Raw genomic sequence first — 13,575 nt, forward strand, 5'->3', positions numbered from 1 at the left:
GAGGCAATCAGGCGCAACCTGATGTTCGCAATATCCATTAGCCATTAATGTGACGCCATTCTCAATGCATGAATGGAGTCAGGCTTTTGTCAGTGATCGCCTCGGTGCGCCGCACCCCTGCTCCGGCTCTGCACGTTGGAGCGACATGATGGACAGCACGCCCGTGCCCAACGGCCACCTTCAGGATTTCCTGCTGGATGCACAGGTCCTGCTCAGCGGGGCCCACGAATGCTTGCAGCACTTGGAGCTGATCGGTAACGATCCCGATGCGTACCTGTGCCTTGACGAAACCCTCGACACGCTGGCCCAGCGTTCCAACACACTTGGCCTGAACGAGGTTGCGCACTTCAGCCGCACCTTGCAGCAGTTGTTAGCACCGGCGTGCAACCGCCAGCATCTGGACGGCGTCGCGCTGCCGGCACTGGGGGCCTGCCTGACCTTGCTGGCCTGGCAACTGGAATTGCTCGACCCATATACCGGGCGTCTGGGCATGGACACCGACGAACAACAGCAGTTACTGGATGAGCTTGCCAGCCTGTTGGATCAACCGAGTGCGCAAACGTGTGCGCAAGGCGTGCAACTCGACACCGATGGCCATCAGGCGATAAGGGCCGACGCGCAAAGGCCTGCACCATCGCCCGGCAACGGGAACTAACGCTCAAGGCTGGGTTACTTCAAACTAAGTCTTGTTAGAACTTGTAAAGTTGGACAACTTTTTACATACCTGTTTCTCAAGTTGCAACGACCTGAAATTAGTCACCCAAGCTAATGGCACAGTGCTATTTATCACCGTCACCCGCTGGCTCCGCGAAACCTAGGAAAATCCGATGTTTCAAGCAGTTATACTGCCGCGACCAAACCAGTGCGAAGTGTTAAGATGCGCCCCATTCGAACTTACGCACCGTAAATGATGCAGGTGATTGGCTATCCGTCCGTTGGAGTTCATACGGCGCGAAAAGGCCCCTCTAATCGTGTGCCTTGCCTTCAATAGCAACCCTTCAGTGGCTCCACTATCTATGCTCGCACGCTTGAAGATTCTCCAGCGTTGCCTCTCCAGAGCAGCGCTGCTCCGTTGGGCAGCCTTGCTGTTGAGCATGGCTTCAATGGCAGCCAACCTGATGCTCTACCTGAACACCCAGCCGCTGTCGACCAGCCTGTTGCTCTTGCAACTGGCAGCCCTGCTCTGCGTGGTCTGGCACCTGCGCCACCGGGCGCGTTCGATCAACCTGCACCCAGCCGAACTGGCCCATCGCATGCTCAAGGTGCAAGAGAGCGAGCGCCAGCATCTGAGCCGTGAGCTGCACGACGACATCGGGCAGCTCTTGACCGCCGCCAAACTCCAACTCGACTGGCTGCAACGCCGCGTCCCCCCAGAGCTACAGGCCCAGTGCAGCAACCTGCGCAGTACCTTGGAGCATACGCTGGGCAGCGTACGTGACGTGTCGGCCCTGCTTAACCCACGACAGCTGGCCAGTTTGGGGCTCGAGGCGAGCTTGCGCGCGCACCTGCTGCGCACGTTCGAGAACAGCGATATTCTGTGGAGCCTGGAATGCAAGCAACGCCTGGGGGGCATCAGCGAAGAAGTCGCCATGGCAGCCTTTCGTATCACTCAGGAAGCCGTCACCAACGTGCTGCGCCATGCTCAAGCCAGCAACGTACTGGTCCGCCTGCAACGCACCTCGGCTGGCCTTGCACTGACGATCCACGACGACGGTCGTGGCTTCACCCCCGCCCACTCCCCGGCCGAGGCCGGCCAGAGAGGCATGGCAGGCATGCACGAACGCGCCACTGCACTGCAAGGCTGGCTGACCGTGGTCAGCCAGCCTGGGCAAGGCACCCAGATCGACGCCCTATTCCCATGGCCGCCTCGCAGCCAGGAACGCGCCAGGACCCTCTCACCCTATGACATGTAGATTGTTGCTGGTTGACGACCACTCCCTGATACGCGCAGGCGTCAAGGCATTGGTATCGGACATCCCCGGATACACCGTGGTTGGCGAAGCAGAAGACGGCGCCCAACTGCTTGAGCAGGTCACACGCCTGGCCCCGGACATTGTCCTGCTGGATATCTCCATGCGCTCGACCAGCGGCCTGGACGCACTGACGCAACTACGGGCGAACGGCTTTACCTGCAAAGTTCTGATGCTGTCCATGCACTCCGACCCAGAGCTGATCATGCGCGCCCTGGAAGGCGGCGCTCATGGTTACCTGCTCAAGGACACCACCGCCACCGAGCTGGAACAGGCCCTGAGCGCCCTGCGCAATGACGAGCGCTACCTGAGCCCGGCAATCGCCCATACCGTGATCAATCAGGCCTTGCAGCGCGCACAGCGCACCAAGGCGCAACCCGACGAACGACATAACCTGACCGCTCGCCAGCTGGAAATCTTGCGCTTGATCGTGCGCGGCAAGTCCACCCGCGAAATCGCCAATGGGCTGGGCCTGTCGGTCAAGACCATCGAAACCCATCGTTCGCAGATCATGAAACGCCTGCAAATCTACGATGTGGCCGGCTTGGTGCTGTTCGCAGTCCGCGAAAAAATCATCAGTCTGGACGACTGAGCAACGCCGAGTCGACAGGCAGATGTACACGCAGTGCCTGAGGCACGGCCTCGAAGCGCAAGCTTTCGGCTCGCAGCGGCTCGCCATCGAGGTTGATGTCGAGCCCTTGCGAACCCTTGATCTCCACCCACGGCAGACGCGCCCGCACGAACAGCTCGTCACCGGCCAATAGGTCGCGCAGCGCCCCCACCACCTCCTGCGGCGCGGGCAGGATGCCGATGTCCAACAGGCCGTCGTCTGCCTTGGCATCGGGACACAGGACATGCCCCCCTCCGGCCTGCCGGCCATTGCCGATGCCCAGTGCCAGCAAGTCGCCCTGCCAGTGAAAATCTGGCCCCTGTAGCGTCACCGAAGCGCTTTGCAGTTCGCTGAAGCGCGATAGCCCGGTAAACAGATAGGCCGCCGCGCCCAAGACCTTCTTGAGGTCTTCGGAGGTATTGGCGGTGACTTGGCTGCCAAAGCCGCCCGTGGCCATGTTGAGGAACAACTGATCCCCCACCCGCCCCAGGTCGATCAGCCGCGCGGGCTGTTCCAGCAGCGCCAGGGCCGCCGCGGGCTCCAGTGGTACGCCGGCAGCACGGGCGAAGTCGTTGGCAGTACCCAACGGCAGCAAGGCCAGACCGGTGTCGGTACGTGCCAGCCCCATCGCCTCAGCCACATCGCGCAAGGTGCCATCCCCACCCCCAGCCACGATATGACGATAACCGGCTGCCAGCGCCTCGCCCACCATCCGTTTCGCGTCACCGCCCTCCCAGGTCACGCGCACATCCAGTTGCCAGCCACGCTCGCGCAGTTCGCCCACGGCGGCGCGCACCTCATCGTTAGCGGCCTGCTTGCCATGCAGGATCAGCAGCGCAGTGCGTTCAGCCATCGTCGTTCTCCCTGAATGAACCTATTGCAATCTCGACCATCTCGATGAAAGAAATGCTCCCGCCCTCGCAATAAATCGCTAGCGGCGCCCCAGACACCAGACGCCCGAGCAGTGACAACTATTTGGCCAACGTGCGCTCCCCTGAAGGTAGAAGTCATTTTGTTGACCACCTGTCGCGCAAACCGCCTCTGTGCCCAACCCGCAATCAAGACCACCTACGCTGTATTGATACCTAACCTGCTACCCAGCCGACGACGAGGCTTCGGATTCATGCGCATCCTCTGGACCCTGCCTTATCTGCCTTGGCCCACCACCAGTGGCTGCAAGACCCGGCAATACCACCTGCTACGCGCACTGGCCGCACGTGGCCATCGCATCACACTGCTGGTGCAGTCCAAGGTGCCGCTGTCGGAGACTGCGCAGCAAGCACTGCAACCGCTACTCGAACGCTTGATCGTGCTGCCTCGCAGGGCCGTCCACAGTCCTCTGAACCTGCTGGCCTCTCCGATCATCGACTATCCCATGCGCGCGATCATCAATGGCTTGGCGCCGTGCCTGCGGCATCGCTTCGAGCAATTGCTGGATGAGCCATGGGATGTGATCCAGATCGAACACAGCTACAGCTTTCAGCCCTTCGAGAAAGCCCTGCAGGCGCGTGGCCTACCGTACATGCTCAGCGAACATACCCTCGAATCGGTGATGGGCAGCGCTGTACACGACCGCCTGCCACTGTGGCTGCGCCCACTCAACGCCTTCGACCGCTGGCGCTATCGGCGCTGGGAACAACGCGTGCTGCGCCAACCCAGCGAAGTGGTGGCCGTGAGCGGCCACGACGCCGATCTGATCGGGCAGATCAGCGGGCGCTTGGTGAGTGTGGTGGTCAATGGCGTCGACTCCCAGCACTACCAGGACGTGCGCCCCGCCCTGCACAGCCAGCGGCTGCTGTTCGTTGGCAACTTCGAGTACGGTGCCAACCTGGAGGCCATCGAGTGGGCGCTCGAAGAGATCCTGCCTCAGGTGTGGATGAGCAATCCGGCGGTGCGCCTGGCGATTGCCGGACACGCCCTGCCCGCCAGCTGGAAGCTGCACTGGAATGATCCGCGTATCGAGTGGGTGGGCTATCGACCCGACCTGCGCGAGCTGCAACGGCGCTCGGCGCTGTTCTTCGCACCGCTGCGCTACGCCGGAGGCTCCAAAGTGAAAATCCTCGAAGCCATGGCTGCCGGCCTGCCGGTTATTACCACCGGCAAGGGCGTTTCCGGCCTTGCGGGCAATCCGGGTGAACACTATATGAGCTGCGACGACAGCGACCAGTTGGCCCTGATGATCACCCAACTGCTCAATCAACCGCTGCGCATGGCGCAACTGGGCGAGGCCGGACGCCAGTTCGCCCGTCAACGTCACGACTGGAGCGTGGCCGCCCAGCAGTTGGAAAACGTGCACATGCGCTTGTCGCAACTGGCACCGGCCAGCGCCGTACCGCTGCGTAGCGTGCTAGCCAAGTAGCTCGCTGAACGGAATGAACGGCACCAGCTCACCCTGGCCTGGCATGCTGCCCTCGCGCACTTCCACCAAGCCCTCGGCCCAGGCTGCACTGCGCAGTACGCCCGAGCTTTGGTTCTTGTAGATGCGCACCCGACCGTCTTCGATCCGCGCGCGCAGGTATTCACGTCGATTGCCCGCCTTGGGCCAGTCGAACCCGGCAGGCACCTGGAAACGCAGCGGTGTGACGTCGGTCACGCCCTGGCGACGCAGCAGGTAAGGCCGGGCAAGCAGTCCGAAGGTGACCAGGGTCGAGGCTGGATTACCCGGCAAGCCAATGACCGGCACCCCTTGGTAGTGCCCGAATGTCAGTGGCTTGCCCGGTTTGATCGCCAGCTTCCACAGGGCCAGCTCGCCCGCCTCGCGCAAGGCCAGTCCCAGGTAGTCGGCCTCACCGACCGAAACGCCGCCAGTGGACAGAATCAGGTCGACATCGCCCAGCCCTGCCAGGCATTGGCGGGTCAGCGCAAGATCATCGGCCAGGATACCGGCATCGATCACCTCGCAACCCAAGCGCTGCAACCAACTGACCAACAGACGTCGGTTGCTGTTGTAGATCTGCCCAGGCCCAAGCGCCCGCCCAGGCTCGACCAGCTCGTCGCCGGTCGACAGCACCGCTACGCGTGGCCGACGCACCACCTCCAGCTCGGCGACGCCCAGCGTGGCTGCCAGCCCCAACTCGATAGGCCCTAACCGCGTGCCGGCGTGCATCACCACCTCGCCAGTACGGGTTTCCTGGCCCTTGGGGCGCACGTTGGCGCCCAAAGCCAACGGTTCGAGCAAGCGCACCCGGCCATCTTCGAGCACCTCGGTGTTTTCCTGCATCTCGACGCAGTCGGCGCCTTCGGGCAACGGAGCACCGGTGAAGATCCGGGCGCAGGTGCCAGCTTGCAGAGGCTGCGGCGCATGCCCTGCGAAGATGCGCTGGCTGACCGGCAACGGCTCGCCGTGACAATCAGCCAGGCGCAAGGCATAGCCGTCCATGGCACTGTTGGGCCAAGGCGGCAGATCGAGTGCGGCCACCAGCTCACGGGCCAGCACCCGACCTTCGGCATCGGCCAGCGCGATGCTTTCGGCGCCTCTGATCGGCGTCGCCTCGGCCAGCGCCAGCAGGCGTTCCAGAGCTTCTTCCACCGGCATCAACGACCGGCCCGGCACGGCCTCAGCCACGGCTTTCACAGGCCGCTGCCTGCTTCAGGTGCGGCACGAAATTGCACGGACGATGACGGCTGTCCAACTGCTCGGCAAGGATCCCGTCCCAACCCGTACGTACCGCATTGGTCGACCCCGGCAGGCAGCACACCAACGTTCCGTTGGCCAAGCCAGCCAAGGCCCGGGATTGCACGGTGGAGGTGCCGATGTCGGCCACCGAGATCTGTCGGAACAGCTCGCCGAAACCCTCGACTTGCTTGTCCAGCAGGCAGGTCACCGCTTCTGGGGTGCTGTCACGGCCAGTAAAGCCGGTACCACCGGTGATCAACACAACTTGTACCTGCTCGTCGGCGATCCAGTTGGCAACCTGTGCGCGGATCTTGTACAGGTCGTCCTTGAGCAGCACCCGAGCTGCAAGCTGATGGCCGGCAGCGGTGAGGCGGTCGACGAACAACTGGCCAGAGGTGTCGGTATCGAAAGTACGGGTGTCGCTGACCGTAAGCACGGCGATGTTCAGCGCTACGAAGGGAGTGTCTGCCTTGGCTTTCATGGGGTCCGTCGCAGGATGTCTTGAAGTGACGGCTTTTATATCACAGGCCACCTGCCCCGACCCGGCCGTTGTTGCGGGTCAATGTCGCAACTGAAGGTCTATGCTGCACTGGGCAAGGAACTTGCGTGGACGCACTGCGTCTTACCAGTCATACAGCACCCCCGTAATGGAGAATCACGATGATCCCACGTCCCCTTTGCGCCTTCCTGCTCGCCCTGGGCCTTGGCACGCTCGCCGGCTGCGCCTCGCCTGCCGTCATCACCCTGAACGATGGCCGCGAGATCCAGGCGGTGGATACCCCAAGCTACGACGAAGACTCCGGCTTCTACGAATTCGAACAGCTCGACGGCAAGCGTACGCGCATCAACAAGGACCAGATTCGTACCGTCAAAGAGCTGTAATCCAGACCCTGCATTTGAGCGCAACTCCTTTTTGCAACAAGGGGTTGCGTTGAAAAAAACGATGCAGTAGCATTTTGCACATCGGAGTGTAGCGCAGCCAGGTAGCGCGTCTCGTTCGGGACGAGAAGGCCGCAGGTTCGAATCCTGTCTCTCCGACCAAACATTCAAAAAAGCCCGCCTTGCGCGGGCTTTTTTGTGTCTGAACGAAAACCTCTTGCGCCAGTTAAGTCGACATACCGACAGCGCCAGTACCCAGATTACCCTTTCTCAAACTGCACATGCTTGGCCACTGCCTCGGGCCAAGCTCGGCAGAGGCGCTCAGGAAGCATGCCTACGTGCTGAGATGATTCTTGCCAGTGCCTCCAGCAAATCAGGTCACGACAGGACCCTGCGGGTCAGCGCTGCGCCGCGTCCTGCCCGGAATGCCGGCTCCAGTCCAGCAGCAGGCTGTAGCCCACCGCCAGCAGCGTCGGCCCGATGAACAACCCGATGAAGCCGAAGGCGAGCAGACCGCCGAACACTCCCAGCAATACGATCACCAGCGGCAGGTTGCCGCCACGGCTGATCAGGTAGGGTTTGAGCACGTTGTCTACCCCGCTGATGATGAACGTGCCCCAGATCCCCAGGAAAACCGCCATGCCGTAGTCGCCCTTCCACACCAGCCAGCCGGTGGCAGGTATCCAGGCCAGCGGCGGGCCCATCGGAATCAGGCTGAGCATGAAAGTCACCAGGCCCAGCACTATGGCGCCAGGCACTCCAGCGATCAGAAAGCCGATCAGCGCCAACAGTCCCTGGGCAGCGGCGGTGCCGATCACACCGTTGACCACACGCTGTACGGTGCCGGCCACCAATTCCACGTAGTACTCCGCGCGCTCGCCCACCAGCCGTTGCAGCAGGCGTTGCACGAACGCGGCCAGACGCGGGCCGTCGCGGTAGAAGAAGAACACGAACACCAGACTCAGGGTCAGCTCCAGCACGCCGCTGCCGATCTGTGCGCTACGCGCCAGTAACCAGTTGCCAACCTGCCCAAAATAAGGCTTGGCCGACGCCAGTATCGCCGCGCCCTGCTGGTCAAGGGACTGCCACCAGCCCACCACGCGGTCACCGACAAAGGGAATGCCGGCGACCCAGGCCGGTGCATCTGGCAGGCCGTCGACTTGTATGTCACGCACGAAAACGGTGGCATCGCGAATATGGTCAGCCAGGTTGAACCCCAGCCACACCAGCGGCAGAGCCACGATCAGGATCCAGGCCATGGTCAGCAGGCTGGCCGCGAGGGTCTCGCGCCCTCCCAGCCAACGCGTGAGCAAACGCATCAGCGGCCAACTGGCAAACGCCAGGATAGCCCCCCACAGCAAGGCCGAAATGAACGGTGCCATCACCCACAGGGCAGCCCCCAACAGCGTCAACAGCAGAATCTGAACCAGCAGACGATCGTTGTTGAGCATAGGGCCCTCGTTCAACGGATCAACTCAACGTGCAGCCCATCGGTAGGCGCGGTACCCACCTCGAGCCGGGCGTTACGTACCCCGGCCTTGACCAGTTGCTCGCGCCAGGCCTCGGCACGCTCGCCGCTGAGGCTAGCGCGCAAGGTACTGTCGAGGTTCAGGCTGCGAGCCAGCAACGCCGCCCAGCTGTCCTGCGGCTCGGCAAGGTCCGGGTAATCCAGCTTGCCGGTGTCGCGCAATTCGCGCAGCACAGTTGCCGCGGTGGGCAGTATGTCGCCCAGTGGGCGTTCGGCAACGAACTCTTCCACATGCAGGTAGGCGCGGCGGTTGCCGCGCGTCACGCTGTATAACGCCACGAGGGTGTCAGCCTCGTCGGCGGAGCGGCGCAGCAGGATGAACGCCTGCTGCTCATCGCCGCCATTGAGGCGGGCATTGGCAAATACATCGTTGGCCCACAGGCTGGCTTCGCCGCAGTCGCGGCCCTGGCACCAGAACAGCGGGTAGCCGCCGTCCTTCTGCAACGCTTCACGGGCGCTGGTAAAGGCTTCGCGGGCGCTGCGCTCTACTGGTAACTCATAGGTGATCGAACTGACTTGGCCTCGGCTCTCGACCTTATCCTCGACACGCAGGCGGCCACTGATCTTGCGCAGTGGGCCAAGGGGGTAGACCCGCTCCTGCGCCACGGCCGGACGTTGATCGACAACCTTGGCATCTTGCGGAACGGGTAACGCTGAGGCCGACAGCAGTGGGCTGGCCAAGGCCAGGCAGACGGCGGCGCTACGGATGAAAAACAATGTGCTCATCGGCAGCCCTCATGGCTGCGGGACGGGGTGTGGTGGCGGTCTGGCATGTACATGGCTGTCTCCTTTCAAGCCGCCAAGCCTCGACACTTGCCCGGAGCAAGTCAAGGAAAGCCAAAGAAGCGATTGAAACAGTCTGCAACAAGGGACGCCCCCTGAAGGTCGTTCAGGTGCAGGTGATGGCCCCCTGGAAGCAGCACCTGCTCGAAGGGTAGCTGCTCCAGCAACTGCGCGTGGCGCGCCAGCATGCCATCGGCCGCCACCACCAGGCAGCTCGGGCAGCTCACGCGGCGCACGAAGGCCATGGCCTGGGCCTGACTCAGACGCTGCGGCGATGGCAAGGTCAGGCGGCTGTCGCTGCGCCAGCTGTAGCCTCCGGGCACCGGCATGAGACCGCGCTGAGCCAACAACTCGGCCGCCTCGCGACTGACCGCCACCATGCCCTTCATGCGCGCCTGCACGCCATCCTGCAACGAGGCGTATACCGTCTTGCGCTTACCCTCCAGGCGCATCTGCGCCTGCAAGGCCATGCCCAGGCGTTCGGCGGCGTCCTGCTCGGTGCCGGTGGGCGGCACCACGCCGTCGATCAATGCCAGGTGGCTTACCCGATCAGGCAAGGCACCGGCCAACTGCACCGAGATGATCGCACCCAGCGAGTGACCAAGCAGGCCGAAGCGCGCCCAGCCCATCTGCTCGGCTACCCGCAGGACATCGTGAGCATAATCGGCCAGGGCGTAGCCCGCGCCCGCAGGACGATGCTCGGAGTAGCCATGCCCGGCCAGGTCCAGGGCAACAATGCGTAGGCCTTTGAGCTGCGGCGCTAGGCGCGCGAAGCTGTTGGCATTGTCCAACCAGCCGTGCAGGGCGATCACTGGCAAGCCATCGGCAGGCCCGAACAGGTGCGCGGCCAGCTCGATGTGGCCCAATGACAGGCGGACCTCCTCCACGTTCGGGATCATGCCTGCCCCCAGCGGTCGAACAGGCCCTTGATAAGGCTCGCGGTATCGACGGGGCGCTCCAGCGGAAACATGTGCCCGCCCGGCAGACTGTGGTATTCGCCACGGTCAATGCCGCGCACGCTCAGGGCATGGTGACGACGGATCACCCGACTCTGAGCGCCACGTACCACGGCAAGAGGCACCTGCAACTGACGCGGCGGCACGGGACTGACATGCGGGATGCTGCGGTAGATACTGATTTCGATGGCCGGATCGAAACGCAGGCGCAATCCACCGTCGGCCTCCTCCAGTCCGTGTTGCAGGTAGGCCTCCAGGCATTCTGGGTCGAAGTGACGAAACAGCGTCTTGCCGGCGAAATAACGCCGCGCGCTGTCACGATCGGGAAATGCCTCGCGCCGACCCAAGGTGCGTCCGGCCGGTGTGATACGGTCGATGAAGCCCCAGCGCTTGGCCGCCTGGATCAGCCATTGGTCGACACGGGTCAGCACAGGCGAGTCGAGCATGACTACACCTCGGTAGTACTGCGGGCAGCGCAATGCCGCATGCAGATGCAGCACACCCCCCAGCGAGTGACCGACACCCCATACCGGCGCGTCCTGCTGGGCCAGGTGATGCAGCAGTTCATCCACCAGGTTCTGCCAATTGTCGTTCACCGGAAAGCGTGGGTCATGGGCGTGCTGCCCCAGGTGCCGCACCGCGTAGTCCGGCGCCAGGGCATCGAACAGTTTGCCGTAGGTCGCCGAGGGGAAACCGTTGGCATGGGCGAAGAAGATCTGCTGCGACATGGCCGCCTGCTATGTACGAAAATGATGACCCATTTTCGGCAATGGCAAGGGAGGCGACAACGTCCGGAAAGGTCATCGCCAAGGGCGTTCAGGTCATGAGAAGCTGTTCATGGAGCGGTGCAGGCAAGCCTGGATATACGCCAGTTGGTGCTCCAGCGCCTCACGTGCCAGGCGCTGGTCGTTGTACTCCAGGTTAAGCCGGCGCAGCGCCAGGCAACTGCTCTGCAACAGATGCGCCATGCGCACGCTGGCTTCCTGCAGGTGACGCAGCTCCTGCTCGCCATCGAACTGCGCACCTTGGGCGGTGCCATCACGCCGACGCACCGTTCCCATCAATTGGTACAGCTTGGCCTCGGCGGATTCACGCAACAGGCTGTACTCGGCAAAGTCGAGCATCTGCGCGCCTTGCACCTTTACAAGGGTCGGCTGCAAGTCAACCGAACACATCAGATCCACCCATCGGCCACTCATGCCGGTCTCCGTCAGCTCGCTACGCACACCTGTACTGGTGAAACGCTATCAAGCTGACGGACGGCGCTACAACTGACAAAAATACCAGTTGCCAGGCTCATTCTGGATGATGAAGCGCACGCAAGGTCATCAAACCCGCCAGCGGCCAATCGCCTTCGAGTTCAGCAAGGCTGGCGGTACTCAACGGCGCCGGATGCTGGGAATGGCCGTGCGCCAGCAGGCAAACCAGGGAACCGACCAAGGGTTGGTGGCTGACCAGCAGTACGTGCGAAAGCCCCAGGTGCCCGAGTTCAGTGCACACCTGCTGTGGATCGCTCTCGGGCGTGAGCCACGGCACCGTGTATACCGGCTCGGCAAGCCCGAGCGTGGCGTGTACCAACGCGGCAGTCTGTTGAGCGCGTATGTATGGGCTGGCGACGATGGCCTGCAACGGTTGACCCAGCAGACGCGCTGCACTGTGCAGAACTTGTTCGCGGCCGTGGGCGGTCAGCTTGCGCTCGGCGTCAGTGTTGGCGCGCGGCTGCGCCTCACCGTGGCGCAACACCCACAGTTTCACAGTTTTGGCTCCTCGTCGCGCACCGGATGTGGCGCTGGGGCGACGACATGGGGGGCCTCGCCTTCTGCGGCGCGGGGCGTCGGCCAGTCAGCGAACGGCCAGGGCTTCTGGTCGCTGTGGAAGCTGCCGAAACGACCGATCTGTGACAGGTACTGGCTGAGGCTGTCACCGAAATTCATCAGGCTGGCGCTGGGCGCCCCATAAACCAGACGGTAAATCAACTGCACCAGCACCAGCCCCCCCAGCAGCAATTCAGCGAGCTGCCAGACCACCAGGAACACCAGCATCCACAGCACCCGCAGGATGATCGACTCGCGCTGGGCGCGTTGCGGCGTATCGTTCATGTGTCACTCCTTAGGTTCAATTGAAACCGCTGGTAGAAATGAAATCGACGTCGGTCTTGGGCTCGGCACGCATGAGGTGTTCGATCACCTGGCCCAAGGTGCGACCCTCGAAGAGAATCGCATGCAGTCCGGCCACCAGCGGCATGTAGACGTTCACTTCCTGGGCCTTGGCCTTGAGTACCTTGAGGGTGTTGACTCCTTCGGCCACCTCGCCCAGGCGGTTGACGGCCTCCTCCAGCGACAGGCCCTGCCCCAGGGCATGCCCGACTTGATAGTTGCGGCTTTTGGGCGAGGAGCAGGTCACGATCAGGTCGCCCACCCCGGCCAGGCCCAGGAACGTCATGGGGTTGGCCCCTTGGCTCACGGCGAAACGGGTCATTTCGGCCAGGGCACGGGTTATCAGCATGCTCTTGGTGTTTTCCCCCATGTCCAGCGCCACCGCCATGCCCGAAATGATCGCGTAGACGTTCTTCAACGCGCCGCCCAGCTCGACACCAAAGCGGTCGGCACTGGCGTAGACGCGGAAGGTGCGCCCATGAAGCACGGCTTGCACCTGTTGGCACAGGGATTCGTCTTCGCTGGCGACCACGGTGGCGGTCAGGGCGTGCTCGGCGATCTCGCGGGCCAGGTTGGGGCCGGACAGCACGCCGATACGCGCCTTGGGGGCGATTTCTTCGAGGATTTGGCTCATCAGTTTGAAGCTGTGCGCCTCGATGCCTTTGGTGAGGCTCACCAGCCCCTTGCCCTCCAGCAGCTCGGCATGCGGCGCCAACACGCTACGCAGGGCGCTCGACGGCAGGGCGACGAACACCAGCTCGCTGCCTTGCAGGGTGCCCAGCAAGTCGTTGACCGGCTCGACCCGATCATGCAGGCGAATACCCTTGAGGTAGCGCGGATTCTCGCGGTGGTTACGCATCGCCTCGGCCTGAGCCGGGTCGCGCATCCACTGGCGCACGGCGTGGCCGTTTTCCGCCAGCAGGTTCGCCACGGCGGTGCCGAAGCTTCCGCCTCCAAGAACTGCAACAGGTTGCTGTTCGGTCATATCCAATCCGTTAACCAATAAGTAAGTGGCGACCGGCGCATTATAAAGGCAAGCCGCGAGCGTCAAGCTACAAGCGACAAGAAATCCGTACT

General features: G+C 62.9%; 16 protein-coding genes and 1 tRNA gene. 6 read left to right on the forward strand and 11 right to left on the reverse strand.

What is annotated here, in order from left to right; translation table 11 throughout:
* The first annotated feature begins 148 nt into the window (after positions 1-148).
* The 3 genes from ACNFIC_RS18440 (at position 149) to ACNFIC_RS18450 (ending at position 2,562) form a co-directional block, all read left to right on the forward strand.
* Positions 149-655, forward strand: a complete 507-nt coding sequence (locus ACNFIC_RS18440) for a histidine kinase (protein ID WP_205884551.1) — start codon at positions 149-151, stop codon at positions 653-655.
* A 361-nt stretch (positions 656-1,016) separates the two neighbouring features.
* Positions 1,017-1,913 (forward strand): sensor histidine kinase, encoded by an 897-nt coding sequence (locus ACNFIC_RS18445; protein ID WP_138220160.1) that lies wholly within the window; start codon positions 1,017-1,019, stop codon positions 1,911-1,913.
* The gene (locus ACNFIC_RS18450; RefSeq protein WP_138220161.1) at positions 1,903-2,562 is read left to right on the forward strand and encodes a response regulator; all 660 of its coding nucleotides are present in this window, start codon (positions 1,903-1,905) and stop codon (positions 2,560-2,562) included. The genes ACNFIC_RS18445 and ACNFIC_RS18450 overlap by 11 nt, the downstream gene beginning before the upstream one ends.
* Here ACNFIC_RS18450 and yegS read toward each other — a convergent pair.
* Positions 2,546-3,433: a lipid kinase YegS gene (gene yegS / locus ACNFIC_RS18455; RefSeq protein WP_138220162.1), complete on the reverse strand. Its 888-nt coding sequence runs from the start codon at positions 3,431-3,433 to the stop codon at positions 2,546-2,548. The two genes, ACNFIC_RS18450 and yegS, sit on opposite strands and share 17 nt — an antisense overlap.
* Before the next feature lie 270 nt (positions 3,434-3,703).
* Between yegS and ACNFIC_RS18460 the strand changes: the two genes are divergently transcribed.
* Positions 3,704-4,939, forward strand: a complete 1,236-nt coding sequence (locus tag ACNFIC_RS18460; protein ID WP_138220163.1) for a glycosyltransferase family 4 protein — start codon at positions 3,704-3,706, stop codon at positions 4,937-4,939.
* On the opposite strand, the gene glp is transcribed toward ACNFIC_RS18460, so the two are convergent.
* Both glp and moaB read right to left on the reverse strand, forming a co-directional pair.
* Positions 4,928-6,115 (reverse strand): gephyrin-like molybdotransferase Glp, encoded by a 1,188-nt coding sequence (gene glp / locus ACNFIC_RS18465; protein WP_416781686.1) that lies wholly within the window; start codon positions 6,113-6,115, stop codon positions 4,928-4,930. The two genes, ACNFIC_RS18460 and glp, sit on opposite strands and share 12 nt — an antisense overlap.
* A 22-nt stretch (positions 6,116-6,137) precedes the next feature.
* Positions 6,138-6,677, reverse strand: a complete 540-nt coding sequence (gene moaB, locus ACNFIC_RS18470; RefSeq protein WP_138220165.1) for a molybdenum cofactor biosynthesis protein B — start codon at positions 6,675-6,677, stop codon at positions 6,138-6,140.
* A 179-nt stretch (positions 6,678-6,856) separates the two neighbouring features.
* Between moaB and ACNFIC_RS18475 the strand changes: the two genes are divergently transcribed.
* Both ACNFIC_RS18475 and ACNFIC_RS18480 read left to right on the forward strand, forming a co-directional pair.
* Positions 6,857-7,078 carry a YgdI/YgdR family lipoprotein gene (locus ACNFIC_RS18475; protein ID WP_138220166.1) on the forward strand — a complete coding sequence of 74 codons (222 nt, stop codon included), beginning with the start codon at positions 6,857-6,859 and terminating at the stop codon, positions 7,076-7,078.
* A gap of 82 nt (positions 7,079-7,160) precedes the next feature.
* A tRNA-Pro gene (locus tag ACNFIC_RS18480) sits at positions 7,161-7,237 on the forward strand.
* Between the two features lie 236 nt (positions 7,238-7,473).
* On the opposite strand, the gene ACNFIC_RS18485 is transcribed toward ACNFIC_RS18480, so the two are convergent.
* The 8 genes from ACNFIC_RS18485 to ACNFIC_RS18520 all read right to left on the reverse strand — a co-directional run bounded on the left by ACNFIC_RS18485 (position 7,474) and on the right by ACNFIC_RS18520 (position 13,483).
* Positions 7,474-8,526 carry an AI-2E family transporter gene (locus ACNFIC_RS18485; protein ID WP_416781581.1) on the reverse strand — a complete coding sequence of 351 codons (1,053 nt, stop codon included), beginning with the start codon at positions 8,524-8,526 and terminating at the stop codon, positions 7,474-7,476.
* Positions 8,527-8,537: 11 nt separating this feature from the next.
* Positions 8,538-9,329, reverse strand: coding sequence for a DUF4892 domain-containing protein (locus ACNFIC_RS18490; protein ID WP_138220168.1), 792 nt, complete (start codon positions 9,327-9,329; stop codon positions 8,538-8,540).
* A gap of 101 nt (positions 9,330-9,430) precedes the next feature.
* Positions 9,431-10,285: an alpha/beta hydrolase gene (locus ACNFIC_RS18495; RefSeq protein WP_138220169.1), complete on the reverse strand. Its 855-nt coding sequence runs from the start codon at positions 10,283-10,285 to the stop codon at positions 9,431-9,433.
* Complete coding sequence (locus ACNFIC_RS18500) at positions 10,282-11,070, reverse strand: alpha/beta fold hydrolase (protein WP_138220170.1); 789 nt, start codon at positions 11,068-11,070, stop codon at positions 10,282-10,284. Before ACNFIC_RS18500 ends, ACNFIC_RS18495 begins: the two co-directional genes overlap by 4 nt.
* 93 nt (positions 11,071-11,163) lie before the next feature.
* Positions 11,164-11,541 carry a hypothetical protein gene (locus ACNFIC_RS18505; RefSeq protein ID WP_138220171.1) on the reverse strand — a complete coding sequence of 126 codons (378 nt, stop codon included), beginning with the start codon at positions 11,539-11,541 and terminating at the stop codon, positions 11,164-11,166.
* Between the two features lie 97 nt (positions 11,542-11,638).
* Entirely contained in the window at positions 11,639-12,097 is a 459-nt protein-coding gene (gene sixA / locus ACNFIC_RS18510) for a phosphohistidine phosphatase SixA (protein ID WP_416781582.1), read from the reverse strand.
* The gene (locus ACNFIC_RS18515) at positions 12,094-12,441 is read right to left on the reverse strand and encodes a DUF4389 domain-containing protein (protein WP_138220173.1); all 348 of its coding nucleotides are present in this window, start codon (positions 12,439-12,441) and stop codon (positions 12,094-12,096) included. The genes sixA and ACNFIC_RS18515 overlap by 4 nt, the downstream gene beginning before the upstream one ends.
* A 16-nt stretch (positions 12,442-12,457) precedes the next feature.
* Positions 12,458-13,483 (reverse strand): NAD(P)H-dependent glycerol-3-phosphate dehydrogenase, encoded by a 1,026-nt coding sequence (locus ACNFIC_RS18520; protein ID WP_138220174.1) that lies wholly within the window; start codon positions 13,481-13,483, stop codon positions 12,458-12,460.
* Positions 13,484-13,575 lie beyond the last annotated feature (92 nt).

It is taken from the genome of Pseudomonas sp. NY15463 (assembly GCF_048068415.1).
Lineage (GTDB): Bacteria > Pseudomonadota > Gammaproteobacteria > Pseudomonadales > Pseudomonadaceae > Aquipseudomonas > Aquipseudomonas mosselii_C.